Origin of the sequence: Micromonospora sp. CPCC 205739, from assembly GCF_036906795.1 — a bacterium.
In the GTDB taxonomy this organism is placed as follows: Bacteria; Actinomycetota; Actinomycetes; order Mycobacteriales; family Micromonosporaceae; genus Micromonospora.
In genome coordinates, this window is record NZ_JBAKHS010000019.1 from 73,605 (window position 1) to 100,576 (window position 26,972).

A 26,972-nucleotide genomic window follows, 5' to 3' on the forward strand; every position below is an offset into this window, starting at 1 on the left:
TGCACGGGCCGGCGTGGTGACCTGATTAGGAGCTTGGGTTCGTCCCTCATCCCCGTTCTGTCCAGCATTCTCCTCGTGCTCCGCGGTCGAGCTCTGACGTACCAGACAGGAGGCGGAGTGAACGAGGACCTGGCCGTGACGGTAGGGGCCGACATGCACAAGGACGTGCACGTAGCGGCAGTGCTGGATCAGACCGGCAGGCTGTTGGAGACGAGAAGCTTCCCGACGACCATCCGCGGCTACGCGCAGCTGGCGACCTGGGCGGAATCCTTCGGCACGCTCGTGACGGTCGGCATGGAAGGCACCGGCAGTCACGGCGCCGGGTTGCTGCGGTTCCTGACCGAGTACGGACTACCCGTTGTCGAGGTCGACCGCCCGGACCGCTCCACCCGCCGCCGCATCGGCAAGACCGACACCATCGACGCCGAGTCCGCCGCCCGAGCTGTGCTGTCCGGCCGCGCCAGCGGCACCCCGAAGACCCGCGATGGTCACGTTGAGATGATCCGGGCCCTGCGCGTGGCCCGACGCGGAGCGATGAAGGCCCGCATTCAAGCCGGAGGCCAGATCGAGGCCCTCATCATCACGGCACCTGACTCCGTCAGGCAGCTCCTACGCGGGCTGTCCGGCAAGCACCGTGTCCGCGCCTGCGCCGCTTTGCGGCCCGGCCTGGTGACCGATCCGGCCACCGCCACCAAGACTGTCCTGCGCAGCCTCGCCCGCCGCTGGCTCGCCCTTCAAGCCGAGATCGACGACCTCGACAGCCACCTGACCACCCTCGTCACCGCCATAGCCCCCGACCTGGTCGCCCTGCCCGGTGTCGGCGTCGACACCGCCGGGCACTCCTCGTCACCGCCGGCGACAACCCCCACCGACCACGGTCCGAAGCCGCCTTCGCCCGACTCTGCGGCGTCGCCCCTATCCCAGCCAGCTCAGGACGCACCGACCGCCATCGCCTGCACCGCGGCGGCGACCGCGACGCCAACAGCGCCCTCTGGCGCATCACCCTGGTCCGCATGCGCTGCCACCAACCCACCAAGGACTACGTCACCCGCCGCATCAACGAGGGCAAGACCAAGACCGAGATCATGCGCTGCCTGAAGCGCTACATCGCCCGAGACGCCTACCGGCTGCCCACACCGGACCATCCGAATTGAGCGTGCCTGAAGCGCCGGCAAGGACGATCATGTCCAGGTGCACGATCTGACCTGGGATGACGTCGCCCAATGGTTCGACCCCGACGGCTCGTTGCTGGACGCCTACGTCCTCGACGCCAACGTGACCGATTGGCAGCGGGTGATCGACCTCGTGAGGTCCCAGGGATGGCGGTTCGACTACACGGTCGAAGGGCATTCCCTGCCACTACCGCAGCAGGCCGCCGACATTTTCGCCCTCCGCCGCTCCGAGGCGACTGTCACCATGCATATCTGGCCGGCGCCCAACATGCTGGTCAACACGCACTTCTTCAGTGATGACGAGGTCGAGTTCGACTTCGACCGCACGGAGCTACAGGGCCAGCACCAGCTGGACCTCCTGTGTCGCTTCATGCGCAGCCTTGGACGCCAGCTCGGAAAGCCGGTGCGCCTGACACCGGAGAACGGTTCGGAGCACTCCTTGATCATCTACTCGCCCATGGACGATCAGTTCACATCAGCCACTTGACGCAAATAGGAGCGTCCACCTCGCCGGCAGCCGACGGGAACTGCGTGACAGGCCGCCGCCGCATCGCCGAGGGCAAGGCCAAGACCGAGATCATGCGATGCCTCAAGCGCTACATCGCCCGCAAGACCTACTCTTGCCTGATGCTTACGACCACTGCGGGATCAGGGACTACGGGTGCATGATCACGACAAGCTAGCACCGGGGGTCTGGACCTGGCTGCAAGCTTGGTACGCGACTCAGTGCGATGGCGAGTGGGAACACGAATTCGGCATTCAGATCGAGACGGTCGACAACCCCGGCTGGTCGGTCAGCATCGACCTGGGCGATACGGCACTGTCGGGATGCCCTACAAGCGGCAGGAGATCCATCGAAGCGAACACGAGTGGGTCATGACCTGGATTGAGAAAAATCAGTTCCGGGCAGCGTGTGGACCACTGAACCTTGGCGAGGCACTACACCTGTTTCGGCAGTGGACCGAAACTACGACCGGCGAGCCCGGGCCACAGGCTTGACAGAAATAGGAGCGTCAACAACGGCTCGTACCGTGGCCGCAGGATCGGTGTCACGTGAGGACGAGGACCCGAAAGGAACGATGGTGGCAGGAACTGTACGCGCACGAAGCGCGCGGCCGCTGAAGCCTGCATTGTCCCGCGCGGTGACGGTCCTGGCTCAGTTCATCGCCGGCCCGGGTCGTGCGGACGTCGTCCGAGAGCTCTGCTGCAGCTCGTAGGGCCCACCCGGGAGGAACGCGGCAACGTCAGCTACGACGCTCACCAGCTCATGAACAACCCGGCCGCCTCCTACGTGCTCAGCAACTGGGGGGACGAGCAGGCCCTTGACGCGCAGCTAACGAGTGCACACGTGCGGCACTGCCTCGGGAGACTGTCACGCGTGAGATTCGTTGCGCCGTTGGCGGCTGACAGAGCGATGTCATGTCATCCGGCATCGGACATCCTCAGCTGTCAACCGACGATGTCCGGCGTCGGGTGGGCTTCCCCCGGAGGTGTGGACACCCTGAGAGCCCAATCTGCGCATGCAGCGGCCGGTGCCCGGGGGCACCGCCCGCTGCATCCCAGTCGCCACAGAACCCGACAAGGCAGGAGTGCCTTCAGGCGATCCCGTAGCGCTTGCGGGCCTCCTGAACGGTCTCGGGCTTGACATCGCCGCGCCGGGCCAGGGCTGCCAGCGCCGCGACCACGACCGACTGCGGGTCGACGCCGAAGTGGCGGCGGACGGCCGCACGGGTGTCGGAGAGGCCGAAGCCGTCCGTGCCGATCGAGTGCCAGTCCTGCGGCACCCACTGGCTGATCTGGTCCGGAACCGCCCGCATCCAGTCGCTGACGGCGAGCACCGGGCCGGGAGCGCCGTTCAGCACCCGGGTCACGTACGGGATCCGGTCCTCACCCTCAAGCTGCGCCGCGTCACAGTCCATAGCGTCGCGGCGCAGCTCGCTCCAGGAGGTGGCCGACCACACGTCGGCCGCCACACCCCAGTCGCCGGCGAGGAGTCGCTGGGCCTCCAGGGCCCAGTGGATCGCCGTGCCGGAGGCGAGAAGCTGCAGGCGCGGGGCATCGGCCGCCAACTCCGTGGTATTGGCTTCCTGGTACCGGTAGAGGCCCTTGAGGATGCCCTCCTCGATGTCCGCGGCGGACGGCATGGGCGGCTGAACCTTCGCCTCGTTGTAGACGGTGAGGTAGTAGAAGACGTCCTCGGCGTCCGGGCCGTACATCCGGCGCAGCCCGTCGCGGACGATCACGGCGACCTCGTACGCGAAGGCCGGGTCGTAGGCGATCGCCGCCGGGTTGGTGGATGCGATCAGGTGGGAGTGGCCGTCCGCGTGTTGCAGGCCCTCGCCGGTCATCGTCGTACGGCCGGCGGTGGCACCGATGAGGAAGCCACGGCCGAGCTGGTCGGCGAGCGCCCACATCTGGTCGGCCGTCCGCTGCCAGCCGAACATCGAGTAGAAGATGTAGAAGGGGATCATCGGCTCGCCGTGCGTGGCGTACGACGTTGCGGCGGCCGTGAAGTCGGCCATCGAACCGGCCTCGGTGATGCCCTCGTTGAGGATCTGGCCGTTCGTGGCCTCCTTGTAGTACAGGAGCGTGTCGCGGTCGACCGGGTCGTAGGTCTGGCCGTGCGGCGAGTAGATCCCGGCGCTGGGAAAGAGCGACTCCATGCCGAAGGTACGCGCCTCGTCCGGAACGATCGGCACCCAACGCCGGCCGGTCTCCGGGTCCCGCATCAGGTCCTTGACCAGGCGGACGAAGGCCATGGTCGTCGCGATCTCCTGACTACCGGACCCCTTGGCCAACGTGTCGAAGGGCTTGGCGGACGGCGCGGGCAGCACCACCGGGTGGACACGGCGAGCCGGGGCGGGGCCGCCCAGCGCGGCCCTGCGCTCGTGCAGGTAACGGACCTCCGGCGAATCGGCGCCGGGGTGGGCGTACGGCACCACCTCACCGGTGAGCTTGCTGTCGGGGATGGGAAGGTCGAGGAGGTCGCGCAGCGCGCGGAACTCGTCGCCGGTCAGCTTCTTCATCTGGTGGTTGGCGTTGCGCGACTCGAAGGCGGGGCCGAGCGTGTAGCCCTTCACCGTCTGGGCGAGGATCACGGTCGGCGCGCCCCGGTGCTCGACGGCGGCCCGATAGGCGGCGTACACCTTGCGTGGTTCGTGGCCCGCCCGCGAGGCGTGGAAGCACTCGGCAATCTTCGCGTCGGTCAGCACCTTCGCCATCTCGACGAGCGCCGGGTCGGCGCCGAAGAAGTGCTCGCGGATGTAGCCGACATCCCGGGCCGCGTACGTCTGGAACTGCCCGTCGGGGACCTCGCGCAGCCGGCGGACGAGCGCGCCCGTGGTGTCGAGCGCGAACAGGTCGTCCCAGGCCGAGCCCCACAGCGACTTGACGACGTTCCAGCCCGCCGCGCGGAACCGCGCCTCCAACTCCTGAACGATCTTGAAATTGGAACGCACCGGCCCGTCGAGCCGCTGCAGGTTGCAGTTGACCACGAAGGTGAGATTGTCGAGGCCTTCGCGACCGGCGAGAGCGAGCGCGGCGGTCGACTCGGGCTCGTCCATCTCGCCGTCACCGAGGAACGCCCACACCCGCGAGGCGGAGGTGTCCTTGATGCCCCGGTGCTGCAGGTAGCGGTTGAACCGCGCCTGGTAGATCGCCGACAGCGGGCCCAGGCCCATCGACACGGTGGGGAACTCCCACAGCCACGGCAGGCGGCGCGGGTGCGGGTAGGAGGGCAGGCCGTCGCCGCCCGCCTCCTGCCGGAACCGATCGAGCTGGCCCTCGGTGAGCCGACCGTCGAGGAAGGCGCGGGCGTAGATGCCGGGGGCGGCATGGCCCTGGAGGTACAGCTGGTCGCCGGAGCCGTCGGCCTCCTTACCGCGGAAGAAGTGCTGGAAGCCGGTCTCGTAGAGCCAGGCGGCGGAGGCGTAGGTAGCGATGTGACCGCCCAGGCCATAGCGGCTGCCGCGGGTCACCATCGCGGCGGCGTTCCAGCGGTTCCACGCGGTGATCCGCCGTTCCATCTCCTCGTCACCGGGGAACTCCGGCTCGGCGGCGGTCGGGATGGTGTTGATGTATTCGGTCTCGAGCAGCTTCGGCAGCGCAAGGCCGACGCCCTCAGCGTGTTCGAGAGTGCGGCGCAGGAGGTACGAGGCGCGCTGCGGCCCGGCCGCGGTGGTGACGGCGTCGAGAGAGGCCGCCCACTCGGCGGTCTCCTCGGGGTCACGGTCCGGGATCTGATCGAGTGCGCTTGGGTTGTTTCGCCCGATGTCAGTCATGGTGGCCGCCTTCCGACGGTTCCGGACCTCTCGTCCGCAGGGCGGGAGGTCGACACGGTGAGACAGGAAAGCTGCCTGCCGGGATGCTCCGGCCGCAGCTACCAGCGAAGTAACTGGGAAGCAGCAAGGCCCGCAGCCGGCTGAACGACGAACTCACGACACCCTCCGTTTCACCACACCTCGAGGAAACGGCACGGAACCGATGCTTCGTACCGCGCCTTCCGGTTTCGTCGGCGAGCCGCCTCGCCGATCCACCACCAAGGACCAGGTGAGGCAGGGATTCGTGACAACCGACCGCCCGCGCTGACACGGTCAGCGATTCGAATCACGAAACGGGTATGCCGCCACCGGACGCGGCAACCGGCAAGCTGAAATTAGGTGGACAAAGACCTCGGCAACAGCGACAGGCGGCTACCAACGGGGAGGAAAGAGACGGCATGTCCCACCCCGAGGTCCCGATGGATGCCGTGCGGACCTTCGACGCGGTCCGGCCCCGGCTGTTCGGCATCGCCTACCGGATGCTGGGCAGCGTTCACGACGCCGAGGACATCGTCCAAGACACGTGGCTACGGTGGCAGCGCACGGACCGCAGCGCGGTACGGGACCCGACAGCATTCCTCGTCACCGCAACGACCAGGCTCGCGCTGAACGCGGCGACATCGGCGCGCGCCCGGCGAGAGACCTACGTCGGCCCATGGCTGCCCGAGCCGGTCCAGACGTCGGTCGACCCGGCAACCCGAGCCGAGCAGGGCGAAGCTCTCGGACTTGCGTTGCTCCTCCTCCTGCAACGACTGACTCCGCACGAGCGCGCCGTGTACGTGCTACGCGAGGCCTTCGACTACTCCTTCCGGCAGATCGCCGAGGTCCTCGACATCACCGAGGCGAACGCGCGGCAGCTCGGGCGCCGGGCGCGCGCGCACCTCGCCGAGGAACGGCACGCACCGGTCGCCCCCGCCGAGCACGGCCGGCTGCTCCACGCCTTCCTCGCCGCCGCACGCTCCGGTGATCTCGGTCAGCTGGAAAAACTGCTCGCGAACGACGTCGTCTCCTACGCCGACGGCGGCGGCATGGTCAGCGCGGCGCGGGTACCGGTCACCGGCCGGGCCGACGTCGCCCGCTACATCGCCGGCCTCATGAGAAAGTTCGGCGCGGTCGTCTCGCTGGACTTCGTCGAGTCCAACGGGCAGGAAGCCGTCCTCGTCCGCCGGGCGGAATCCGTCGTCGCACTGTGCGCGATCGATGCCTCTCCCGAGGGGATCACCCGAGTGCTGATCACCCTCAACCCGACCAAACTCGCCAGGTTCAATCCACGGGGAACCCACTGATCGGGCGGCGACCCCAGGCGGGTTGATCCGGCGACCCGTCTGGGGCCAAGCCTGACCCGACAGCAGCACCAGCCAGTAGGCAGGCCATCAACTTCCCGAGCCCACCCGACACGCTCTCCCTCAGTTAGGCCGTGATCTACGGGGCATGGCTCTTTCGGGCAGTCGACGCGAGTTCATGAACCCACGGACCTCGGTCGTAGCGCGCCGGCCCGGCTCGGCGCGGGTCGACGAGGACCAGGGCCAGGCCGTCGTCGGAGGTTAGTCGTGAGCGACCAACGACGACCACTGGTGACGACGTCTGCCCAGGTAAAAGACGTGGTTGGCCGAATCACCAAGCCGGCCGGGCCCGCCTTAACCTGCAGTTGGTGAACCGGTGACATTGGCCTTGCTTGCCGTGCAACTGGCGTCCCATGCCGCGAGCCGGGCATCATCCAATCTTTCGAGCGCTTCCCTGTCGATCACGCACCTCCAGCCGACAACCTCGCACGCTCTCGGTACATCCTGCCTGGGCAGCGCCGACCAGCCGTCACATATCGCTATTTCCACGCCGATCAAGGGCGGTGACCTCGGCCGGGCTACGACTTCCATGATCGATCGCCGCCGCCGGTTTGGCTGCTCCCCTACAACAGCTTTATCCGAGAACAGCTACTCGACCGCTTTAGCCACGGCCCCTTCTTGGCTGCCGCCGCATGACGCCGATCCAACGCCGGCCAGGGCCCGATCGGGAGCGCAACTGTCCGTCACGCTATTGGGCGGACCCGGCGCAGGCGCCATCGCCGCCAGTTGGCCCCTGCTGGCACCTGTCCATGCTCCTCAGGCGGCCCCTCCGACACGTTTCTGCGTCCGATGCAGGTAGGTGTAGTCGACGGTCCGAAGACGGCATGCACCGCTCACGGTTCAGCGGGCCGATGCCAATCAGTCGAACCTGGTCGCGAAGCGGCGCATCGGTTCGGACCACGCCTTTGGGTCCAGCCATGGGAAGGTGTGGGCGCCGGCGACCTCGACGTACTCACCCGTAGGCGGTAACGCAGCCAGCTGCCGGCCCCACCGGGAAGTACTGATCACGTCGTCGCGCCCGCGGATGACCAACAGCGGAACCTCGAGACGGGTCACCGGTTCCTCGATCGTGTGATCGAGATGTGCGCGTGCGAGGTGCAGCATGCGGGCAAGCCCTGCCCGCTTCCACTCGGGCCGATGTGACTCGGTCAACCCCGGCGGCTCCCGGCGCCCGTCCAGACGCCAGCGGATGAACAGACGCAGCGGCCCCCGAGCGACCGGATCAACCGTGGGGCTGGCCAGGACGACACCATGCACATCGGGGTGGCCCACCGCGGCCTGCGCGGCAACCTGAGTGCCGCTGGAATGGCCGGCGAGCAGTACCGGACCGAGTCGCTGGGCGGCAAGCCAGTCCGCGACCGTATCGCCGAACTCCGCCACGGTGAGCTCGTGCGGCGGTTCACCGCTGCCGGCAAAGCCGGGTAGTTCGACGAGGTGTGCCCGGGTCCACCTGCCCAGAGCGTTAAGGCCCGGCATGAGGTAGTCGGCAACTCCCATGCCCTGGACGAGCACCAGCTCGGGCACATCGGATCGCGGCTCGCCGACCGCCCGGCTGCGCATCCGACCGAGCGGACCGTCGTGGTACGAGGTCGTCACGTCCGCCGGGAATGGTGGCCCACCCGGCTGGCCCTTCTTCCGCATGGTCCGGGTTACCCGACAGCCGCGGACGGAACCGGGCGTACCGGACGACTTTCGGGGTAGACGCCGGCGGGAGGTGTGATGAAACTACCCCGCGAGGTGGCCGCATTCGACTCCGCTTCCGCGATGGTGGTGGCAACCGCCCGCTTCCTGCACAACCGCGACACTCCACCAATGGGCAGGCCGGCCGGGCGTCTGCTGGGTCCGCTCGCAGTCGCCGCGAATCGGCTTCCGATCCGGCTCAGAGAGACGATCTACAGCCTGGCTAGCGGAGCCGAGGCGCGGCCGGCCGCGCACATGGCGGCTCTCGACATCGAGGACGTCGCCGCCGCGATCGCCGGGCTTTACCCGCGGCGCCGGTATCCGGCGGTCGCCGTCGGCTCGTCCAGTGGGGCACTCGTGCATCTGTGTGCGGCCCTCGGCATGGCGTGGTTGCCCCAGACGCTCCTGCTCCCGCTGCGTCAGCGGCAGGTCCCCCCGGACGATCCCATGCGCGCCGTACACGCCTTCGACGCCACCGCCCAGGCGCTGGTGGCCCGCAACCCTGACTTCGTCCTGCACCATATGCATGATCCGAACCAGGATCGGTTGACGTCGCAGCGGATGGCCTACTTCCGGGTCAAACGCACCCGACTCGGCCCCGCGTACGAGCGGTTCCTGACCCAGACGCTCGATGCCGGCGGCGTGCTCCTGCTCGCCGAGTGCACCCGGCGATGGCCCACCACCCGCGTCGGCCAGCGACACGTCTTCCAGTTCGGTGCCCTGGGCGGGCTGGAGCCGCAGCAGTACCACGAGGGTGATCCCCGAATAGCCGACTATCTACGCCGTTACGGAGTCCAGCGGACACGGTGGCAGGTACCAGCGCCCGACGGCGAAAGCCCTGAGGCGGAGTGGGGGTTCGAACCGGCGCTACGGGACGACGTGATCGCGTTCGCGCGCCGGCACGGCTATCAGGTACGGCGACTGGTCTTCGACGACCCCGACGACCTCAGCCCACTCGTGGCAGATCTGTACCGCTGGTGGTACCGGCGACGCGGCCTGCCGGCCGATCGACTGCTGGTGGAGTCGTTCATGCTCCTCGACCCTTGGTGGGCTCTGCGGACCGGTTGCGTGCCCTACTGGAGCACCTTCCCCGTCGAGGGTTCGGCAGATGCCCTTACGCGCTATCTCGAGCAGTCGGACGCCTACGACTATTTACACCTCATGCTGTTCTGCCATGGGGTGGAATCCGTGGGACTGGCAACCGTCGACCAGTGGAAGGCGGTGCTTGATCATGCACGGGTGGCGGGATCGTTCGCCGGAGTAGATCCGGGCCGTTACCCGCGCGACCTTGCGACTTTCTTCCGCTACCAGTCAGCCTTGCGTGCCCTACCCGATCGGTACCCGATCCCCGAGCCACTTTCGCTGACTGAGTTCGGCAGATTCTTCGCGGAGCATCGCCATCGCTACCCGGCCGTCAGAATAGAGAACTGAGCTACCACACTCACACGGGTGACGGCTCAGCTGCCGTCCGCGATCGCGGCGATACGCCGACCTGTTGACACCGCCCGGCAAGCGGGCGACGAAGAAGGCCTGCTGAGCGGCACTGTCGACGGCCGGCACCGTCCCCGGGTCCCCACCCGTGGGTCGGCAGACCCACGCAGGACGCACCTATCCAGCGCACTTCGGCGTGGTGTCCAAGGATCCCGCGGTAGCGGCAGCCCGCCCAGCGTAGCTCCCCGATGCCGATGAACCGCGCGAGGCGTTGCCTCAGCGCGGATCTGCCGCGCCGGCGCCGTTGCGTCTCGGCTGCTCACCCGCCTCACGTTAGCGCACCTGATCACTGCCACCGCAATCCGCGCGGCTGAGCGTCCTGCAACGGAACTTGGACCAAGGCCGGGAATCGGCGGACTCATGAATGCGCAGCCAAGCAGGCCGGTGTTGCGTTCGAGGACCTTCGTGTGCACCCCCCGGCGACAGGTATCTGCCGCGGGTAGATGCCCGGACGCGGGTGCCGCCTGATCCAGGCGGCGAGCTCCAGCAGCAGCGGCCAGTCGGTGACGGCGGCAAGCACGTCGTTTGGACGGTCGAGCGCTAGTCCCCGAGCAGGCGGACCAAGTAGGTCGGCCCGGGCCAGCGCGTCGGCGAACCGGGCGGCGTCCGCAGCGTGCCGGCGTCCCAGCAGCCGCAGGCCGCCCTGCGACGTTTGCACGATCCCGGCCACTGGCAGCTGCTGTGTGCGCCTCGTCCGCCAACACGCAGTGGCCGGGTTTGCAGCTGCCAGCCTTCCCGCTCGGCGGCGGCCGCCAGCTCCCGCGCCCATACCGACGCCTCGGCGAACCGGGTACCCACTTCTTCGCGGCTAGGGCCGGGTAGCCGTACCCGCAGCGGAAACGACGCTGCCGGGGGCGAGTTGACAACTTCAGCAGGTGACGGCTCGGCGGCCGCCCGGAAGGCCACCGGAGCTGCATGCATGACATCTATCTCTGCCCACGGCCGGGCCATGCGTGTAGTCAGGCCGCAGGCCCAATCACGAACTGCGGCAGCAAGCTCGCGGCCACCGCACCCGGATCGGTGACTCCCTCCGCCCGAAGTGCCTCGAACAGGGCGAGGTGGACGTACATCGGCTCAGGGATGATCTCCGGAGACGCCGGCTCAGCCAACTGGGTCAGGAAGTCTGCCGGTACGCCGCTGCCAGCCTCGTGCGCAGCGAGCAGCGCGGCGACCACCACCTGTTGGTACCGCTGTCGCATCCGGCCCGGATCGCACTGCTCGAGGGCGCCGCCCAAAGCTACGCGGGTCACGCTGACGAGTTCCTGCGGTGCTTCGGCAGCCGCAGCGCGGGCAACGGTACGCCAGGCGGAGATCCGGTCGCCGGGCTGTTGCCACCACTGGTGACGGTTCAGCGGGATCACGCCGGGTCCGTCGGGCCATCCCGTGGCCGCTTGCAGCGCGGCCGCCTGTTCTCCGGTGAGAGGCAGATCGACCACGTACTCGGCGGCCAGGGTCATGACCAGCTCAGCGGTCTTCTCCGCGGGTAGTCCGGTGGCGGCGATGAGCTCGGTCGTGCCGAACGCGGGTACTCCTCGCGCGCGGGCCTGCGCTCGCAGCGCACAGTCGTCCGAGTACATCGCCAGCCCCTCGCGCTCAGCCAACGTGATGACGTCGTCGCCGGGGTTAGGCCCGCCGGGGACCGGATCATGTGGCAGCGCCGCGGCCATGTCTTCGAGCTCGGCGGCCCGCCGGCGTAGCAGGGCCCGGCTCGTCGCCGACACCTCCTCACGCCTGAGCACCCCACCTTCGAGGCGGACGAGGTGGCTGGCGCCGACGGACACCCATATCGCGTCCCGGCTGCGGATCGCGTCGTCGACGGTGCTGGTCGTGGTTCTCAGGTCCGGCAGCCGGTGCCGCAAAAGCTGACCGTCGCGGCCAAGCAGTTGCAGCAGGTGTACGGCGGACAATTCGGCGACCGCGCCCCCCGCCGCCAGTGCCGCTGCCGCTGCCTCGGCACCAGCAGCCTGCAGGCCCGGATGGTCGTCGGCTGCGATGATGGCGCCGAGCGAGCGCTGCAGCAGCAGTTGCCCGTACGAGCGGCCGGCCATGCTGGCGAACGTGGCCAGGGGCATCTCTTTCCGCAGTACCTGGAACTGGGCATCGCGCAGTCGCTCGTCCTGCGCGTCTTCCAACCGGCGGCGGAGTTCCTCGTCGGAGACCTGCTGCGGACCGTGCCCGGCAGCGGTAACGGCGTCGACCACGTGACGGACCCGGTCTACGAGCTCGGACGGCCACGGCACCCGGTCCCGCTCGACGCGGCGCAGCTCACGCATCAGCAGGGCGGCAAACGCCGCGGCCAGAGCGGGGGCGTGCGCGTACTGTTCCGCTAGTTCGGCGGCGATGTCAGCGTCAGCGGGAGTCAAATCGTCGCCGACGTGCCTGCTCGTGAAACCGCCGCGACAACCGACTGGTCCCACGGGTGAATCCGGTTTTCGGTCGGGCGCGTTGGTTGCGCCAGCGGATGTAGTCGCCGATGGCGGCGTCCTGCTCGGCGTGGCTGTGGTGGTCGGTGCCGTTGAGGGCGAAGTAGCGCACGGCGGCGAACTCGGCCTCGATCCAGTTCAGCCAGGACGCGTAGGTCGGTAGGAACACCAGCTCCACCTGGTGAGCGGCGCACCAGGTACGGACCTCGGGGTGCTTGTGCGGGGAGAAGTTGTCCACGATCAGGTAGAGGCGCTGGTCAGGCCAGCGGCGGCGCAGGGTCTTGAGGAAGGACAGGAACTCGCGCCAGCGTTTCCGGTCGCGGATGCGGTAATGCAGCTTCCCGGTGGCCAGGTCGAGGGCGGCGATCATGTGCCGCACGCCCTGATCACGGGTGTAGGTGGCCCGCAGCCGCACCGGCTGGCCCTGCGGGGCGCCAGACGCGACCAGGGCGGGGTTGCAGGTTCAGCGGCCCGAACTCGTCGACGCCGATCACCCGCCCGTTCGCCGGTGGGTGGTCGTAGAGGTCCAGGATCCGGCGCATCTTGGTCGTGAAGTCGGGGTCGGTGCTGGCCTTCCACGTCTTGCTCGCCTGCCAGGACACTCCGCGTTCCTGCAGGATCCGCCGGACGGTCTCGACGCTGATCGCCGCGACGAAGCCGGCCTCGATCAGGTAGTCGCGCAGCTTCGACAGTGACCAGCAGGAGAACGGTCGGCCGAGGAAACGGGGGTCGCACCGGGCGATGACGCAGATCCAGTCACGGGTCTGTTCATCGATCCGTCTCGGTGCGCCCCCGCTCCATTTTGGGTCCAAGGCGTCGAACCCCCGCTCGTTGAACGCGTGAGTCACGTCGCGCACGTAGTCCTCGCTGGTCTTGAGCAGGTGGGCGATGTCCGGCGCCGGCTGCCGCTGGGCGGACATCAGCACCACGATCGCCCGGCGCAGCTTCACCGGGTCCTTCGCCGTGCGGGTGATCCGCTGCAACCGCTGGCCCTCGGCCATCGACACCTGCCGGACGAACACCTCCGGGCGTCTGCCCACCGGCCACCACCTACCACGAAAGGTCAGGAGACAGCCTGCCCGAGACACGGCCGGAACCGGCGGATTACACGATCAACGTTCAAAGACGAGGCACTAGCTGCGGACGTTGACGGCGAACCTGCACAGGTCGGCGAGGTCACCGCTCGGCTGCTGACCACGGCCCATGTGCAGGTGGAGCAGCCTCGGCCGCAGGCCACCGAGAACCGGTCCCCGCAGCGACGGCGTTCAGTTGCGGGGACCTGCTCCAGCCCCACTCGCCGCCGGACTCCGACAGCAGACCCTCCTACCCCAGCTCGGCTTCGGTCACCGCCTCCGTGGATTCCAGGCCGGGATCAGCGCGGGCGTGGGATGTTGCGCGTCAGCGCCCGGCGTGCGGGTGCCGCCGGGTCCGCGACGACGCCGGCCGTCTGGGAGCGGAACCGCCGTTGCCTGCCGGTGTCCAGCCGGGTGGCGACGCGGGCCAGAGCGTTGTCGCCGGGGCGGGCGGCGAGGTGGAAATGTGAGGCCTTCGCCGGGGTCAGGTGACCTCCCCACACGACGGTGCCGGCGCAGTCGGCGAGGATGTCCCGCACGATCGCCTCCTGATGGGGCCACAGCCGTTCGCTGCCACCGAAGGGGTAGGCGGTGGGGTGCAGGACGACGGCAGTACCGGACAGCTGGTTGGACTCGAAGTCGGCGCGGACGGTGCGGCTTATTATGTGGCCGGCTATTCCGCCGCCTTCCCCGGTGTCCAGAGCCGCGATCTCGTAGTGCCAGCGGCGGGCAACATGCAGCAGCACCGCCGCGGCGTCGCCCCGCCGCAGAGCTACCGAGGCCGTCGACCCCCCGATCCGAAAGGTGGCGATGGCGGCAGGTTGGATTGACCAGCCGTTGGCGGACACGTCAGCGGTCCACGTGCCGCTGTTGCTGATCGCTGCGCCGGCCGGGGCGGCCGCCGTGAGGGCGAGCACACCTGCGCCGGCGGCGGCACCGAGGAGGTTGCGTCTGGTGACCATCTGAGGCTCCTCACTAGCTGCTGACGAGGGTGGACACGCCGGGGTCGGCTCCTTGACGCCAGACGTCGTGGTCAAGGCCCCAACCCGGCTGGAACTCGTACTCTCTGATCTGGTTGAACGACCAGTTCTCCGGCAAAGGAAAGCCGAGGTTGCCCGAGAAGCCCCAGGACATGCCGGAGACCAGCGACCAGCGTGCGCCGACCTCGCGCGAGACACGGCTGCAGACGTTGCGGGAGCCGTAGACGCCGAAGCTGTAGCGGTTGCCCAACTCGGTGAGCGAGTGCCTGACGCCCTCGAAGTACGGCTTGATGTTGCTGTCGATCTCGGTGTCCATGGCGTCGTAGTCGACCGCGAAGTAGATGCAGGTGCCCGGAGGGATGCGGTGTTCGACCGCCTTGTGGTGTGCGGCCCGGCCCTGGTCGTATCCCTTGGGGTACATGAAGTTGTCCAGTTGGGTGCCGTTGTACTGGAAGATCGGGAAGAACCTCAGTCCGGCGTCCAGGATGGTCTGCGGTTCGCCGGGCTTGAGGGCCTTGCCGAGGTAGTACGGGTCGTCGGGTGGGAGGTGCTCGTCGAGGTAGCGGCCGACGATCTGGTAACCGGCGTTCCTGAGCTGCCTACCGCGATCCGGGGTGATCTCAGTGATGCAGTCGCAGCCGGCGGCGGGACGGTCCGTGTCGCCGGACGAGACGAGCAGCTGGGCCCAGGTTGTGTAGTCGTTGGTGCCGGTGACGGGTATCTGTGAGAAGCGCTGGAAGGCGCGTAGCCACTCCACGTGGATGCTGGTTTCGGCGTCGGTGTCGATGTCGGCCGGGTTGTACGCCACGGGCGCCTGCCCGTCGCCCATGGGCACCGGTGAGTTGAAGTAGCAGGCAGAGCGGAACAGGTGGCGCAGGTCTCCGGTGAGCCGGCCGGAGCCCCGTCCTCGCAGCCCCGTCTGTGTGCCGGGGCCGAAGTATCCGTTGATGGATTCCAGCGGGATGCCCAGCTCGTACTGGAGGGCCATCATGAACCCCTGCTGAACGTCGCGGGAGTAGTAGCCCTCGCAGGGCACCAGACCCATGGCGGGAATGCCGATGCCGGCGACGTAGCGGGAGTTCAGGCGCTGCTGGATGTGCCGGATGTTGCCGTCGCCACCTGGGACGAGGCGGAACTGGTCCATGCGGAGCAGCGCCCTGGCGACGTGCGGCCACATGTCGTACCGCATCGACGAGTTCGAGTAGGAGAGGCCGGCGTCGCCGTAGAGCGCCTGGAGGGCGTCCTCCGAGTCGCCCGTCCATAGCGTCGGGACAACCGAGGTCCAGTAGCCCTTGCACCACAGGGCGCCGTTGTAAATGCTGATCAGGTCGGAGTTGAATTCGTAGGACGGCAGGGCGCCGCGTCGTCCGACGGCGTCGAAGGTGCCGGGGCCGAAGTTCTGCACCGTTGGGGAGATGCCATGCTCGTGCTGCAGCCCCTGGGTGAGTGACAGGACGGTCGGCCAGCCAGTGCGCCCGTTCTCGGGGCACCTGATGTATCCCGGCGCGCTCGCGTAGGTGGCGTTCACCCACCGCTGGGCGTCGTAGACGTAGATGTCGGCGAGGCCGGTCCACGGCGCGGCGGGGTCGATCGTCGAGCCCTTCTGGGCGTACATCGTCAGCTTGCCCGGGCAGTCCGTGTCGAACTGGTAGGAGTGCGGGAAGATCCGGGTGCCGGCCCGCTTGGGGGCCTCCTCGCGCAGGTGCCTGATGAGCTCTCTGGAGGCGCGCAGCATGTCCTCGGTGGCCGAGTGGTTTGAGCGCATGAGGGCACAGATGGAATAGAACGCCGCGTTGCGGCCCAGGTCGGGGTGGCCGTCGACGTAGCCGGCGGCGTTTGCTTCGCCGCGTTGGTATCCGCGGCCCTCATAGATGTTGCCGTGCCGGCAGATGAGGAAGTTGTAGCCGATGTCGCCGTCGAAGTCCTGTTCGTTTCCCCGGTGACTCTCGTAGATGGCGGCGATGTCCTTCCGGCACGCGGTCTCCGTCTCGTAGTCGTTGCCTATGGGGTTGAAGCCGCCGCGGTGGTGGATGAAGACACCGCCGATGGGGTTCCAGTTGGGGTTGTCGCTACGCTCCGGGCCCGCGGCGGCGTGCTCCCAATGTTCCTCGGTCACGTACGGGGCCCAGGTCGCCCGGTTGTAGATGGTCACGGTCATCGCTCCTCCTTTCAATGTTTGGCGGGGTTGTTGGGCGGCGGACAGGGACGGCTGGACGTCGCCGTGCTCATCGGTCGGAGTCGCCTGTGGGCCGCCGGGTGCCGCCAGGAGCATCGCGCTCCCGGCGGTTCCCCCGGCCGCCGGTCAGCGCCAGGCGGTGCACCCGTCCAGGTGCAGGTCGTCGCCGCTGCGGAAGCAGCCCCGCACCAGGTAGCGGAACGACCACATGTTGGTCCATTTCTGTCCGCCGCTGGGGCCGCCCCACTGCTCGGAGCCTCCGGAGACCTGGAGTGCGGACACGCAGGGCCGCCAGGAGCTGAGACAGTCGCCGCCGGTCGTCCGTACCCAGGCGGCGTCGCAGGCCGGCGAGTACCGCAATTCGAGGAGTGTGTTCTGGAGCCAGGGGCTCGCGCCCTGGTACCAGAAGGACTCGAGGTTCCGGGCGTCGTTGGCGCAGCCCTTTGCCTGCGGGTCCTGCCCGTTGCAGGTGTTCCGGTAGCAGCCGGCGGCGTGGGCCGGTTCCTGCGCTGCGACGGTCACGACCGTCCCCAGCACCAGCGCGGCCAGTGCCGCCGCGACTCGGCGGGTTCCTTGCGAGAGGTTCATGGTGTGCTCCAGCCGTGAGGGTGATGACCGTTGGCACGCCGTTCGAGGCGTGCCGTCAGGATCCGCAACGCTGTCTGGTAGTGGCCGAGGCGTTGCGCACGGTAGTCCGTCGTGCAATAAATGGCCGCGTGGGAGCCGGAGGGAGCACCGCCGGCCGCCGTGGTCGCCCGTATCGGGCGGTTGCCGGACCGGCCGACCGGCCGCGCCTGCCCGCGCACCAGGTGGGCTGGCTGTTGCGCGTCAACCGGCTGTACGGGCCGAGCGAACGGTGGCTGCGGTCGGCTACCTTCGCCGAGGCGTTCCAGGGCAGCTGTTGGGCCGAGCACACCAGCATCTACCAGATCTCCCGCTGGGAGACGGCGGCGGTGCGTGCCCCGTACTTGGCCATCCGCCGGTACGAGGAGCTGCTGGACCTGCCGTCGCACCACCTCGTCGCGCTCGTGGACACCATCCACCGGTACGCGGCGTCCACACAGAACGTGTTGCCGGCACTGGCGCGGGCGCCGGACCGGTTCGCCGCGTCGGATCGCCTCGACGAGCTCGTAGACCGGGCGGCTTCCTCGACGGCCCTGCTGACCGGCGTCGAGTGGGACGAGCTGACGCGACGGTTGGCGGCCGCGCCGGCGGTGGTGATCACGCCGCACCGGGCGTGGGCGGACATCGCCGAGCGGCTGCTCAGCGAGACCATCGTCGCCGACGGGATCGCCTGGATGCAGCGATACGAGGCGCTGAGCCGGCTCCTGGCACATCCCGTCGGTCGGCAGGCGGCGGTCGCCGCGTGCGCAAGTCTCGCGGCGGATCGCACGAACCAGGTGTTCGTCGAGACGGTGAGCGTGCTGGACGCCAGCGACCATCCCGACGCGAACCGGTACGTGCTCCAGCAGCTTGTCCACCCCACCAACGAGCGCGCCCAGTACGGCGCCCTGCTGGCCAGCGTTCGCAAGCTGCGGTTCGGGCACTTCACCGACGCCGAGATGCCCCGTCTGGTGGCGATCATCCAGGAGCTGACCTTCGACTCCACTCGGCGGGACGACATCCAGCCCCTGGCGGCCGAGCTGCTGCGCCGACTGCCGGACACGATCTCGGCGGCGAGCCGCACCAGGCTGCGGGCGCTGGCCGCCGATCCGACCCTGGACCAGGTGCTCCGCGCCGGTCGGCTGGCCGATCAGGAGGCGAGCCAGCGGCTGGTGGCCCGGCTCGCCGGTACGGTGGTGGCGCTGATGCCGCGCGATGTCCCGCACTTCCGGGACGACGTGCTGCCAGTCTTGCTGGACGAGATGTTGTTCAACCCAGTGTTCGACGTCCGGTTGCTGGCGGCCATCACGGTCAGCGGCACCCCTTACCGCCGGCCGCTCGCCGCCGTGCTCGCCGCGGAGCTGGCTGGCCCGGCGGTGCTGGGCGCGTCGGTGGCGCCCGCCATGATCGAGGCGCTGCGGGTGCTCGGCGGGGCAGAGCAACGCGTGGTCATTGAGCGGCTGATCACCGCCAGCGGCGTGCCTGCGCGGGTCACCGTCGCCTCGGCTCAGGCGATCGGGCACGTCGGCGGGCGCAGCGAGGACCGGTTCTGGAGGCAGGCAATCACGTACCACGCGGGGATGTGGCGGCGTACCCGGCGGCCGACCAACGTGGCGGCCCTGAGCGGCCTGACCTACGGCCTGGGCATGACCCGCAACCGGGACGTGCTGCACCGGCTACGGACCGACGACCGGATGCCCGAGCAGGTGCGGGCTGCCGCCACCTGGTGGCTCAATCTGTCGACCGTGGTGTACGAGGGCGCCAACCGTTAGACCTCGCCTCGACCCGGCTGGCGCAGCGGTCGGACCATGACCGGTTGCGGTCGGCCCAGGGCCGGCGGGAGACCTACGTCGGGCCGCGCATTCCCGAGCCGCTCCTGACCAGCACCGACGATGCCGACGAGGTGGCCGCCACGGACGCGGTGTCGATGGCCCTGCTCGTGGTGCTGGAGACGTTGGCCCCGCTGGAAAGGTGGAGAAGCTTCGACCGCAGCTACCGAAGGGTCGCCTGGATCGCGGCAGGAGCGACGCCCGGACCGGACGCGCCCGGAATGACCATTATGGTTACACGGCGAGCAAGTCGTTAGTGACGATTATGAGTGGATGAGTAGCCATTCGGAGTAGTCGGTGTTCGCACGCAACGCAGGAGGAGCCTGTTGGGGTTCGAGTCGCCTCGGGATCCAACACCTCGGAACCGGGCCTGACCTGGAGTGCTGGGTTTGGGTGCGTGTCCCGACGGAGACTTCGGCGCTGGCCTTGGAGAGGAATGGGAGCGCAGCCAGCGACGAGGCGCCGCAGTCCGCGCCCCCGCCTACATGCGCAGGTGGAACGACGTCCGTCGGCTCGAAGCTGCGGTGGACCATATCGCTGGGCTGCCGCCCAAGGCTTGACGGCGGGAAGGCCGGCCACACGCGCGGGCGCGAGCTGGGAGGAGGACAAGGAGGAGGAGGGGGGGAGGTACTTGGTGGATAAACCAAGAGGGTAGGTGCCAAGCGCTGGCGGTGCCCCAGCCAGCCGTTGGCGCTCCCTCCGCTACTGGTTGGCGGTGGTCGTGGCAACGCGATTGGGGTTCGCTCGACGTGGGCGTACGATCAGGCCGCCCGAGTCTTTCCCGTGACTAGGCAAAAGCGGGAAGCGAGACTCCCAGTCCGATGGCGCGCAGAGTTGGTAGACGTCGACCAGGTTGGTTTGTCCGAGGTTCGAGCCGTGGCTGACTCGGTAGATCAAGCCCTCCTCACGTAGCCACTTCAGCGAGGCTCGGACCGTGCTCTTCCCTAGCTGGCACATGGCGGCGAGTCGGGCTTCACCAGGGCGCGCATTCGCACCGGTGCGAGAGTCTGCGAACGAGGCGAGCATCATCGCCACCAGCTTGATCGAGCGCTGATTGGAGGGAAACACCACTCTCCGGATGATCTTTTCCCACTCGAAGCGGCCAGTCGGGATCAATTCAGCCTCAGGCATGGCGACGAGAGTATCCGAGGCGCGGTCAGCTACCTATCCGCCTTGCCTGCTGGACCGTTGCTTCCGCTTCAGACGTTCGCGTCGGTAAGGGATCGGGCCACGGGCAGCCAAGCGCAGGCAGCCATTGAAGTAACCCCCTGAGACCGGACACCTCCTGACTTGGCATTCTGCCGAGGAGGAGGAAACCGCTGTGGCTCGACAGAGCAAATACCCCGAGGAGTTTCGCCGCCAGGCCGCGGCGTTGGTACTCGACTCGGGTCGCACGATCCGTGACTGTGCTTCTGGGCGGACTTCGGCGGCCCCTGGTGTGCCCACGCCTCGACGAGGACGCTCAGGTTCTCGTCTGCCCCGTCGACCTCGACCCGGGACCCGTCCTCCAGCATGAATCGCCGGGGGCTGAGCTCGCAGCCCAGCCGGACGCTGAGCAGCCCGAGCATCACGCTTTCGGCGTGCCGTTGCACCGCGCTGTCGCCGGCGGCCGGTGCCGGCCGGGTCTCCTGCCGCACAATCGGCGCCGACGTGGGTGCCCTCCCACGGGAGTTCGTTCACGATCTTGCCGGCAGGGCCGACGTATCTGCGAAGCCTACGGCTCTGCTCCAACCGGCGGCACACCTGGTTGATCGTCTGCCGCGGTTGCACGTCGAGCCGTCGGGCAAGTTCGTCGTCGTCGAGCGGCGTCCTGGCACGCTGCAGCTCCTGCACGACCTGCTCCGCGATCGTGAGGCCCCTCATTGGCATCTGGTTTCCTTCGCCTGGCTCGCTCACGGGCTGGTCATCTGACTTCCGAAGGCGTCGTCCGGTCCGGACGCCGTCCAGCGCTGGTCCGGCGGGCGCAACGGTGTGCTGCGCGAGTAGGCGGCGATACCGGTCATCAGGTTCGACCAGGTCTCGGCCCGCCACGTGGCACCCGTCCGGGTGACCAGCAGCAGACGTCGCCCGTTCCACCAGCCGTGCACCGCCGGCCCACCCTCCGACGCCACCTGCACGTCGGGGAAGTCGCGCAGGGCGTCGAGGGCGGCGAGGACCGCCTGACGGGTGGTCCGGCCGCCGGTGACGCGGATGACGGAACCACTGTCGAGCCGAGCACCGGTGAGCCGGTCCACCGCGTCGTGCAACGCCGAGCGTCCCAGGATCCAGCCGAGCTCGGCCACGAAGTCGGTCTGCCCGAACAGCACACCGAAGGTGTGTCCGCCCAGGCCGGCCGCGTACCGCCGGACCGTCTCCACCGGCACCGCCGCGAGCCAGTCGGTCCACTCCACATACGCCTGCCGTAGCTCCTCGAACTGCTCGACGAGTTTGCTGTCCGGCTCGGTCCGGCGGTCGAGACCGCTGCGCAGCGCCACGAGCCCGATGGTGGCGAGGGCCGCGTGCTCGTCGTCCAGGCACTCCTCCTGCTCAGTCATCCGCAGTTGCAGCACGACCCGGTAGAGGAGGTCGGACCAGTCGGTCGGATCCAGCCAGAGCCCACCGGCGACCAAGGTCAGCACCAGTCGGCTGACGGCCAGCTTCGCCGGCAGCGACCACCCCTCCGACGCGTCGACCAGTCCTTCGATCTCACGTCGTAAGCGGGTGCGCTGGCCCGGCGTGAGCGCGTCCAACACCGTCGCGACAGTCTCCGCCCGGGCTGGCGGCCCCTCCGCCGTCGTCGTCCGCTCCCCCTGCCCGACCCGCGGCGAAGCGCCGTTGTCCTCATCCGGGTCGTCGAAGATCTCTTCGTCGGCCGGCGTTGGCCGGCTCCGGCCGTCCACGCCGAGCGCGAAACGCAGCAGCGCCGGCCCGACGGCCGCGGTGATCCGGCCTTCCACCTGGCGCCGCCGGTTGGTGCCGGGCGGGGTGGCGATGCGGTCCGGGCGGACCGAGGCCAGGTGGGCGAGCGCCTCGACGAGCGCGGCCAGGTGCGCCTGGTCGGCGATGGCCAGCGGCAGCGACGTGTGTTCCAGGGGGGACGGACGGTCGATGCGCGACAGCGCGGCAGTCACGTCGGTTACCACCACGTCGCGGACCTCGACGCCCATGTCCGTCTCCACGTGCACGGTCGCCCGCCCACCGGATGCGAGGGACCAGTCGGCAGCCGGGACACCGGTGTAGAGGTGGAGTTTGCCGTCGCTGTGGTGGTGGTCGAGCCGCAGCCCGTCGACCATGAGCCATGCCGGGGCCAACTCCGCGTCGGCGAGAACGGTGGCCTCCACCCGCTCGTTGTCGACCCGGACCCCGAGCACGCGCAGGGCCGCCTCCGACGGGACACGTTCGCCGGGCTCCCGTACGTGCAGGCTTGCCGGCTGCGCCAGGTCCACCTCGTGGGCGACTCCGGTGTCGATCAACGGGTCCGTCTCGGTGAGCAGGCCGAGCTCACAGTTACCACCCGTGGCCATGGTCCTGACCAGAGCGGACACACTGCAGTTGGCGCTGCCGGTCAGCGCCCACGACTGGTCGGCCGTTCTCCACTCCACGATCTTCGCGTGGTGGTAACGGCTGCTCTTCGGGGTGGCGACCACGCCCGTCGGCACGCTTTTGACCACTCCGGCGAGGGCTTCCGGGTCGCACTGGACGTCCCGGGTGAGCAGGAGGTGCAGTTCGGCGGGTCCGAAGCGTTCGACCAGCCGGCGCAGCGCCTCCGCCCGCGGGTCGAAGAACGGGGCGGCGACCGCGAGCGACGTGACGGGCGTCTTCGGCATCGGAAGCTGCTCGATGATCGGCCGTGCCGCCGTCGTCACCAGCACCGGCTGGCCGGGCGCCTGCGCCGCCGGACGGGCGGTGAGCAGCGCCGCGACCCGGTCGAGGCGTTCCCGACCGAGGTTCTCCACCCAGACCGCGGCGGGCAGTCGACGCAGCCAGGCAGCGAGATCATGGAACAGCTGCGGCACGGTCTGGCCTGCGCCGCGCAGCAGCGTCCAGACCTCGGCGTTGTGGTGCCAGCCGGACGGGGTGGCGTTGCCGGATCCGATGGCAACCACGGCGTCCGTCTCGGAGGCGATCACCACGAGCTTCGGGTGGAAGGCTCCGCCTCCCTTGCAGACGACCGGCAGGGCCAGGTAGTCGGCCCGGCGGGGTCCCTGGGTGAGCTGGTCGGCGTCATACAGAATGGTGGTGCGGGCGCGGACGGCCTGCGCCTCGCGTAGGCAGACGTCCTCGAAGAAGGACAGGTCACAGGTGTACGTGAGGACGAGGACCTCTTCGGCGTCGGCCAGCGGCCGGCCGCGCAGCAGCGCCGGCGGGGCGGCTCCCCGCAGGTCCTCCCACGACGTCACGACGTCACCTCGGTGGCGTGCGGTCCGGGGCGCCAGGTGCCGCCGTCGTGCGCGACCACACCCAGTTGCTGCATGACGTTGGTGAAGGTCGGCAGCCGGAGGGAGACCGCCCCCCGGCCTTCCCGGCCCTCCAGGCGCCACCGGTCGCCGACGCGGCGCAGCCGAGTGGGCAGGCGCAGTCCGTACCGGGTCCACTGCATCTTCTGCCGGCTCACCGATTCGGCGCGGTGGAATAGCGCGGCCGCGAGGTCGGAGACGGCCTGGGTCAGCGGGCGGTCGGCGTCGCGGTCGAGCCACGCGGCGACGTAGCCGGGTCCCAGGTCGTCGGAGAACGAGCCGACGAAGGCGTCCCGGGTGACCGGGTCGAGATGGTCCAGACGCCGGGCGCCGACGGCGAGCAGCCGCAGCATTCCCAGAACCGTCCAGTCGCCGGCGTCGAGCGCGTCGTCGTACAGGTCATGCTCGACCGGCAACGGGGTGCCGACGTGGTCGACCACTGGAGGGAGGCCGTCGACGAGCGACTCGCGGACGGTTGCGTCCGGAAGATCGTGGACGAACTCGGCGATCGCCTGCTCAAGGGTGCCGGTAGCGGACAACGGCGACACCAGCCGCGCCCAGATCAGCCGCCACGCCCAGACCGACCAGTTGCGCAGCAGCGCACCACGCCAGACGAGGGCATGAGTGTGCAGGTCCTCGCCCACCAACTCCAGCAGCCCCGGCCGGAAGCAGCACCATCGGTCCATGGACATGTCGATCGACTCCGCATCGACCCGCTCGCCGGTGAGCGCCCCAACCAGCAGCGAGGCGCTGCGCCGATGGGTCCTGGCGTGACCGGGGCGGCCCGAGTCGACGAAGTAGGCGTTCCGCACGCACGCGCCGTCGGGGGCGTCGCCGATGGCGCAGACGCACAGGTGTCGCAGGGCTTCGAGGTCCGCCACGGAGAGCGGCTTCTTCCGTTCCGCCACGCTCAGCACCTCGTCGAGGGCGGCGAGTTGGTCGGCGTCGGCTGCCGGCCCGGGCAGGGGAATCCGCCCCCCATCGGTGAGGCCGAGCACCGCCTCAATCCCCGCGTACGTCTGCAGGTAGCCGCCAGGCACTCGGCTGTACGCCTCCGCCACTCGACCAACATCTACGGCACGCTGCCGGTCCAGATCGGGCCGAATCGTGTTCACCCCGTGTACCCCGAAGGATCCCGCCCGTAGGTCGTGGTCGTCGTCCGTCTCGCCGTGCGCGACGGACACCGCGCCCAGCACCACCTCGGCGCGGCGGACCAGCGCGCGGAACCGTTCCAGGTCCGTTCTGTCGGTCCAGCCGCGCCGCTGCGCCTCGACCGCGAGACGGGCGTGCAGGGCCAGGTAACGGGCATGGGGGGTGGTGGTGATAACCCCGGGAATCAGCGCCGCGGCGTGCGTGCCGATCACAGTCTCGACGGCGAGCGGCTGGCGGCCGGTGTCCTCAGGAGTGTCGGGTTTGAGCGTCCACGCCGGACCGAGCACCGGGGTCACCAGCGCTTCCCCACGTTCGTCGGCTGGTCGATGAGGTTCACCGCGCTACGGAAGCAGACCGACCCGACGCGGCCAGCGAAGTGACGGATAGCCGACACGCTCGCGTTGTCAGCGGCGCAAGCGACGGGTGCAAGGGCCGTCGTGGTCGGCGCGGAGCACGCAGCGCCGGCCGCCGGGCATCAGCAGGTCGCAGAAGACCCGATGGCGTACGTTCTGGTGGTCCTCGGCGGAGACGGTGGTCTCCCCCGGGTCGGTCTGCGGCAGCACCGTCAGCCACCGGCCGATCACCCGGGCCAGGCGCTGCGCGGTGGGCAGGTCGGCGGCGACGACCGGCAGGTGGATGACGTACCGCTCGCTCATGCCTCGGGGCTCCGGTCGGCGCGGATGCGGTGCAGCCCGGCTCGGAGGACGGCAGCCTCCCGGCGGCTCGCGGCCAGGGCCGCGTAGACGGCGGCCATGTCGACGGCGACCCGGTCGAGGAAGGCGTACACGTGGTCGGGCTCAAGGCCGCGGCGTCCGAGGCCGACCGGCTTGAAGCGGCGCTCGCGCACCTGCCACGGCAGCAACGGGGTGTACGGCATCGCCGTGCCGCCGTAGGTCGGGCGTTGATTGCGGACGCTCATCTGCTGCCTGCCTCTCCTGTCGGATGGAAGGGGTGGGGCCACTCGCCCTCCCCGCACGCGCGGACCCACCCCGCCCTGTCACCGCAGCTTGCGACCAGCGGTAGGGCACCAGGGCCTTGGTAGTCATCGTGTGACAGTGCGCAGTGGAGAGGCAACGTTCCACAGCAGAATTCTTGACCCGGGCATTGACTTCTTTTACTGCAACCGATATGAGTTACGTGGTCGCGTTACGCAGTGTTGCGGGACGGAATCAGGGAGTGCTCGGGTGACAGAGGACGTGGGATCGACCGTGCCCCGGCGGCAGCTCGGGCGGCTGCTGCGCCAGTTCCGCACCGAAGCCGGGGTGACCCTGGACGCCGCTGCGGAGGCCCTCGAATACAGCCGACAGAAGATCTGGCGGATCGAGAGCGGGCTGGGGCCGGTGCGCGTGCTCGATGTCAAGGCAATGTGCGAGCTGTACCACGTGTCGCCGGAGATGACGGAGGCGATGCGGGGGCTGGCGGCAGAGACCAAGTCCAAGGGGTGGTGGCACGCGTACGGGGACGCGGTTCCGAGCTGGTTCGAGCTGTACGTCGGCCTGGAATCCGCCGCAGCCAAGCTTCGCCGTTACGACGAGTCCCTGATCCCCGGGCTACTTCAGACGCGGCAGTACGCGCAGGCCATCTACCGGCTCGACCGGCCAACATCCAGCGAAGAGGACCGGGAGCGAGCCGTTGAAGTACGGCTGCAAAGGCAGTCCCTCCTGACCCGCCGGCTGCCGGCGGCTCCTCAGGTGGACCAGATCCTCTCCGAGGCAGTCCTTCGTCGGGTCGTTGGCGGACCGAGGGTCATGACCGCTCAGCTCCGACGACTGCTTGAACTAGGCGATCTGGCGAACGTGTCGGTTCGGGTCCTTCCGCTGTCTGCCGGACCGCCGCCGGGTGCGGTCGCCGGATCGTTCGTGGTCCTCGACTTCCCCGCCACCAAGGGCGGTCGGGCAGCACCCGAACCATCCGTCGTCTACAGCGAGTCACTCACCGGAGCGCTTTACCTCGACAAGCCCGACGAGCTGCGGGCCTACGAAGACGCATGGAACGGCGTAGCAGCCCTCGCACTCGATGAGGGAGAATCCAGAGAATTGATCAAAAGGATCGTCGGGGAGATGCAGCATGACTGACCTGGCCGGTGCCATCTGGCGCAAGAGCACCCGGAGCGGCGGCAACGGCGGCGACTGCGTCGAGGTGGCCGACAACCTGCCCGGAGTCGTCGCCGTCCGCGACTCCAAGAACCGGCACGGGGCACATCTCAGTTTCACCCCGTTGTCTTGGATCAGCTTCGTGACGCAGGTCAGCACCACCGGCTTTACAGGCAACAAGCGAGGTTGATGTCGGGCGAGG

Annotated in this window: 22 protein-coding genes and 2 pseudogenes; 10 read left to right on the forward strand and 14 right to left on the reverse strand. The window is 68.9% G+C overall.

Annotated elements, in window-relative coordinates; all coding sequences use genetic code 11:
- The first annotated feature begins 153 nt into the window (after positions 1–153).
- The 4 genes and pseudogenes from V6U88_RS23695 (at position 154) to V6U88_RS30340 (ending at position 2,817) form a co-directional block, all read left to right on the forward strand.
- A pseudogene (locus tag V6U88_RS23695) lies at positions 154–1,154 on the forward strand (IS110 family transposase).
- A gap of 37 nt (positions 1,155–1,191) precedes the next feature.
- Positions 1,192–1,659, forward strand: coding sequence for a hypothetical protein (locus V6U88_RS23700; RefSeq protein ID WP_334456252.1), 468 nt, complete (start codon positions 1,192–1,194; stop codon positions 1,657–1,659).
- A gap of 174 nt (positions 1,660–1,833) precedes the next feature.
- Positions 1,834–2,171 (forward strand): annotated as a pseudogene (locus tag V6U88_RS23705) (immunity 53 family protein).
- Between the two features lie 205 nt (positions 2,172–2,376).
- Positions 2,377–2,817 (forward strand): putative quinol monooxygenase, encoded by a 441-nt coding sequence (locus V6U88_RS30340; protein WP_442934684.1) that lies wholly within the window; start codon positions 2,377–2,379, stop codon positions 2,815–2,817.
- Here V6U88_RS30340 and aceE read toward each other — a convergent pair.
- Positions 2,768–5,452: a pyruvate dehydrogenase (acetyl-transferring), homodimeric type gene (gene aceE, locus V6U88_RS23710; RefSeq protein WP_334456253.1), complete on the reverse strand. Its 2,685-nt coding sequence runs from the start codon at positions 5,450–5,452 to the stop codon at positions 2,768–2,770. The two genes, V6U88_RS30340 and aceE, sit on opposite strands and share 50 nt — an antisense overlap.
- 437 nt (positions 5,453–5,889) lie before the next feature.
- Here aceE and V6U88_RS23715 point away from each other — a divergent pair, with 437 nt between their 5' ends.
- A complete protein-coding gene (locus tag V6U88_RS23715) occupies positions 5,890–6,777 on the forward strand; it encodes an RNA polymerase sigma-70 factor (RefSeq protein ID WP_334456254.1) in 888 nt (295 codons plus the stop codon).
- 915 nt (positions 6,778–7,692) lie between these two features.
- Here V6U88_RS23715 and V6U88_RS23720 read toward each other — a convergent pair.
- Positions 7,693–8,394: an alpha/beta fold hydrolase gene (locus tag V6U88_RS23720; protein ID WP_334456255.1), complete on the reverse strand. Its 702-nt coding sequence runs from the start codon at positions 8,392–8,394 to the stop codon at positions 7,693–7,695.
- A 159-nt stretch (positions 8,395–8,553) separates the two neighbouring features.
- Here V6U88_RS23720 and V6U88_RS23725 point away from each other — a divergent pair, with 159 nt between their 5' ends.
- On the forward strand, positions 8,554–9,945 hold the full coding sequence (locus V6U88_RS23725; RefSeq protein WP_334456256.1) for a hypothetical protein: 1,392 nt from the start codon (positions 8,554–8,556) through the stop codon (positions 9,943–9,945).
- A gap of 418 nt (positions 9,946–10,363) precedes the next feature.
- Here V6U88_RS23725 and V6U88_RS30345 read toward each other — a convergent pair whose 3' ends face one another.
- From V6U88_RS30345 to V6U88_RS23755, 7 genes are all read right to left on the reverse strand, one after another.
- The gene (locus V6U88_RS30345) at positions 10,364–10,774 is read right to left on the reverse strand and encodes a DUF3322 domain-containing protein (protein ID WP_442934681.1); all 411 of its coding nucleotides are present in this window, start codon (positions 10,772–10,774) and stop codon (positions 10,364–10,366) included.
- 190 nt (positions 10,775–10,964) lie between these two features.
- Positions 10,965–12,278 carry a hypothetical protein gene (locus tag V6U88_RS23730; protein ID WP_334456257.1) on the reverse strand — a complete coding sequence of 438 codons (1,314 nt, stop codon included), beginning with the start codon at positions 12,276–12,278 and terminating at the stop codon, positions 10,965–10,967.
- A 76-nt stretch (positions 12,279–12,354) separates the two neighbouring features.
- Positions 12,355–12,843 carry a transposase gene (locus tag V6U88_RS23735; RefSeq protein WP_334456259.1) on the reverse strand — a complete coding sequence of 163 codons (489 nt, stop codon included), beginning with the start codon at positions 12,841–12,843 and terminating at the stop codon, positions 12,355–12,357.
- Positions 12,815–13,468, reverse strand: coding sequence for a helix-turn-helix domain-containing protein (locus V6U88_RS23740; protein WP_334456260.1), 654 nt, complete (start codon positions 13,466–13,468; stop codon positions 12,815–12,817). Before V6U88_RS23740 ends, V6U88_RS23735 begins: the two co-directional genes overlap by 29 nt.
- A gap of 332 nt (positions 13,469–13,800) precedes the next feature.
- Positions 13,801–14,463, reverse strand: a complete 663-nt coding sequence (locus V6U88_RS23745; protein ID WP_334456262.1) for a hypothetical protein — start codon at positions 14,461–14,463, stop codon at positions 13,801–13,803.
- A 13-nt stretch (positions 14,464–14,476) separates the two neighbouring features.
- The gene (locus V6U88_RS23750; protein ID WP_334456263.1) at positions 14,477–16,639 is read right to left on the reverse strand and encodes a glycoside hydrolase domain-containing protein; all 2,163 of its coding nucleotides are present in this window, start codon (positions 16,637–16,639) and stop codon (positions 14,477–14,479) included.
- A gap of 144 nt (positions 16,640–16,783) precedes the next feature.
- Positions 16,784–17,245, reverse strand: coding sequence for a DUF2690 domain-containing protein (locus V6U88_RS23755; RefSeq protein ID WP_334456265.1), 462 nt, complete (start codon positions 17,243–17,245; stop codon positions 16,784–16,786).
- A gap of 233 nt (positions 17,246–17,478) precedes the next feature.
- On the opposite strand from V6U88_RS23755, the gene V6U88_RS23760 reads away from it, so the two are divergent.
- Both V6U88_RS23760 and V6U88_RS30350 read left to right on the forward strand, forming a co-directional pair.
- Complete coding sequence (locus tag V6U88_RS23760; RefSeq protein ID WP_334456267.1) at positions 17,479–19,032, forward strand: hypothetical protein; 1,554 nt, start codon at positions 17,479–17,481, stop codon at positions 19,030–19,032.
- Positions 19,033–19,076: 44 nt separating this feature from the next.
- Complete coding sequence (locus V6U88_RS30350) at positions 19,077–19,346, forward strand: hypothetical protein (RefSeq protein ID WP_442934682.1); 270 nt, start codon at positions 19,077–19,079, stop codon at positions 19,344–19,346.
- Between the two features lie 445 nt (positions 19,347–19,791).
- Here the strand turns inward: V6U88_RS30350 and V6U88_RS23770 are convergent, their stop codons facing one another.
- The 5 genes from V6U88_RS23770 to V6U88_RS23790 all read right to left on the reverse strand — a co-directional run bounded on the left by V6U88_RS23770 (position 19,792) and on the right by V6U88_RS23790 (position 25,596).
- Entirely contained in the window at positions 19,792–20,220 is a 429-nt protein-coding gene (locus V6U88_RS23770; RefSeq protein WP_334456269.1) for a hypothetical protein, read from the reverse strand.
- A gap of 761 nt (positions 20,221–20,981) precedes the next feature.
- Positions 20,982–23,468 carry a hypothetical protein gene (locus V6U88_RS23775; protein ID WP_334456270.1) on the reverse strand — a complete coding sequence of 829 codons (2,487 nt, stop codon included), beginning with the start codon at positions 23,466–23,468 and terminating at the stop codon, positions 20,982–20,984.
- Entirely contained in the window at positions 23,465–24,973 is a 1,509-nt protein-coding gene (locus V6U88_RS23780; protein WP_334456272.1) for a hypothetical protein, read from the reverse strand. Before V6U88_RS23780 ends, V6U88_RS23775 begins: the two co-directional genes overlap by 4 nt.
- Positions 24,974–25,081: 108 nt before the next feature.
- A complete protein-coding gene (locus tag V6U88_RS23785; RefSeq protein WP_334456274.1) occupies positions 25,082–25,333 on the reverse strand; it encodes a hypothetical protein in 252 nt (83 codons plus the stop codon).
- The gene (locus V6U88_RS23790) at positions 25,330–25,596 is read right to left on the reverse strand and encodes a DivIVA domain-containing protein (RefSeq protein WP_334456275.1); all 267 of its coding nucleotides are present in this window, start codon (positions 25,594–25,596) and stop codon (positions 25,330–25,332) included. The genes V6U88_RS23785 and V6U88_RS23790 overlap by 4 nt, the downstream gene beginning before the upstream one ends.
- Positions 25,597–25,861: 265 nt before the next feature.
- Between V6U88_RS23790 and V6U88_RS23795 the strand changes: the two genes are divergently transcribed.
- Both V6U88_RS23795 and V6U88_RS23800 read left to right on the forward strand, forming a co-directional pair.
- Positions 25,862–26,752: a helix-turn-helix domain-containing protein gene (locus V6U88_RS23795; protein WP_334456276.1), complete on the forward strand. Its 891-nt coding sequence runs from the start codon at positions 25,862–25,864 to the stop codon at positions 26,750–26,752.
- Positions 26,745–26,960 (forward strand): DUF397 domain-containing protein, encoded by a 216-nt coding sequence (locus tag V6U88_RS23800; RefSeq protein ID WP_334456278.1) that lies wholly within the window; start codon positions 26,745–26,747, stop codon positions 26,958–26,960. The genes V6U88_RS23795 and V6U88_RS23800 overlap by 8 nt, the downstream gene beginning before the upstream one ends.
- Positions 26,961–26,972 lie beyond the last annotated feature (12 nt).

Bases quoted from the DNA above. Each gene is read 5' to 3' on its own strand.
- aceE (WP_334456253.1), bottom strand. From the start codon at position 5,452: ATGACTGACATCGGGCGAAACAACCCAAGCGCACTCGATCAGATCCCG.
- V6U88_RS23715 (WP_334456254.1), top strand. From the start codon at position 5,890: ATGTCCCACCCCGAGGTCCCGATGGATGCCGTGCGGACCTTCGACGCG.
- V6U88_RS23720 (WP_334456255.1), bottom strand. From the start codon at position 8,394: ATGCGCAGCCGGGCGGTCGGCGAGCCGCGATCCGATGTGCCCGAGCTG.
- V6U88_RS23725 (WP_334456256.1), top strand. From the start codon at position 8,554: ATGAAACTACCCCGCGAGGTGGCCGCATTCGACTCCGCTTCCGCGATG.
- V6U88_RS30345 (WP_442934681.1), bottom strand. From the start codon at position 10,774: ATGGGCGCGGGAGCTGGCGGCCGCCGCCGAGCGGGAAGGCTGGCAGCT.
- V6U88_RS23730 (WP_334456257.1), bottom strand. From the start codon at position 12,278: ATGCGTGAGCTGCGCCGCGTCGAGCGGGACCGGGTGCCGTGGCCGTCC.
- V6U88_RS23745 (WP_334456262.1), bottom strand. From the start codon at position 14,463: ATGGTCACCAGACGCAACCTCCTCGGTGCCGCCGCCGGCGCAGGTGTG.
- V6U88_RS23750 (WP_334456263.1), bottom strand. From the start codon at position 16,639: ATGACCGTGACCATCTACAACCGGGCGACCTGGGCCCCGTACGTGACC.
- V6U88_RS23755 (WP_334456265.1), bottom strand. From the start codon at position 17,245: ATGAACCTCTCGCAAGGAACCCGCCGAGTCGCGGCGGCACTGGCCGCG.
- V6U88_RS23770 (WP_334456269.1), bottom strand. From the start codon at position 20,220: ATGCCTGAGGCTGAATTGATCCCGACTGGCCGCTTCGAGTGGGAAAAG.
- V6U88_RS23785 (WP_334456274.1), bottom strand. From the start codon at position 25,333: ATGAGCGAGCGGTACGTCATCCACCTGCCGGTCGTCGCCGCCGACCTG.
- V6U88_RS23790 (WP_334456275.1), bottom strand. From the start codon at position 25,596: ATGAGCGTCCGCAATCAACGCCCGACCTACGGCGGCACGGCGATGCCG.
- V6U88_RS23800 (WP_334456278.1), top strand. From the start codon at position 26,745: ATGACTGACCTGGCCGGTGCCATCTGGCGCAAGAGCACCCGGAGCGGC.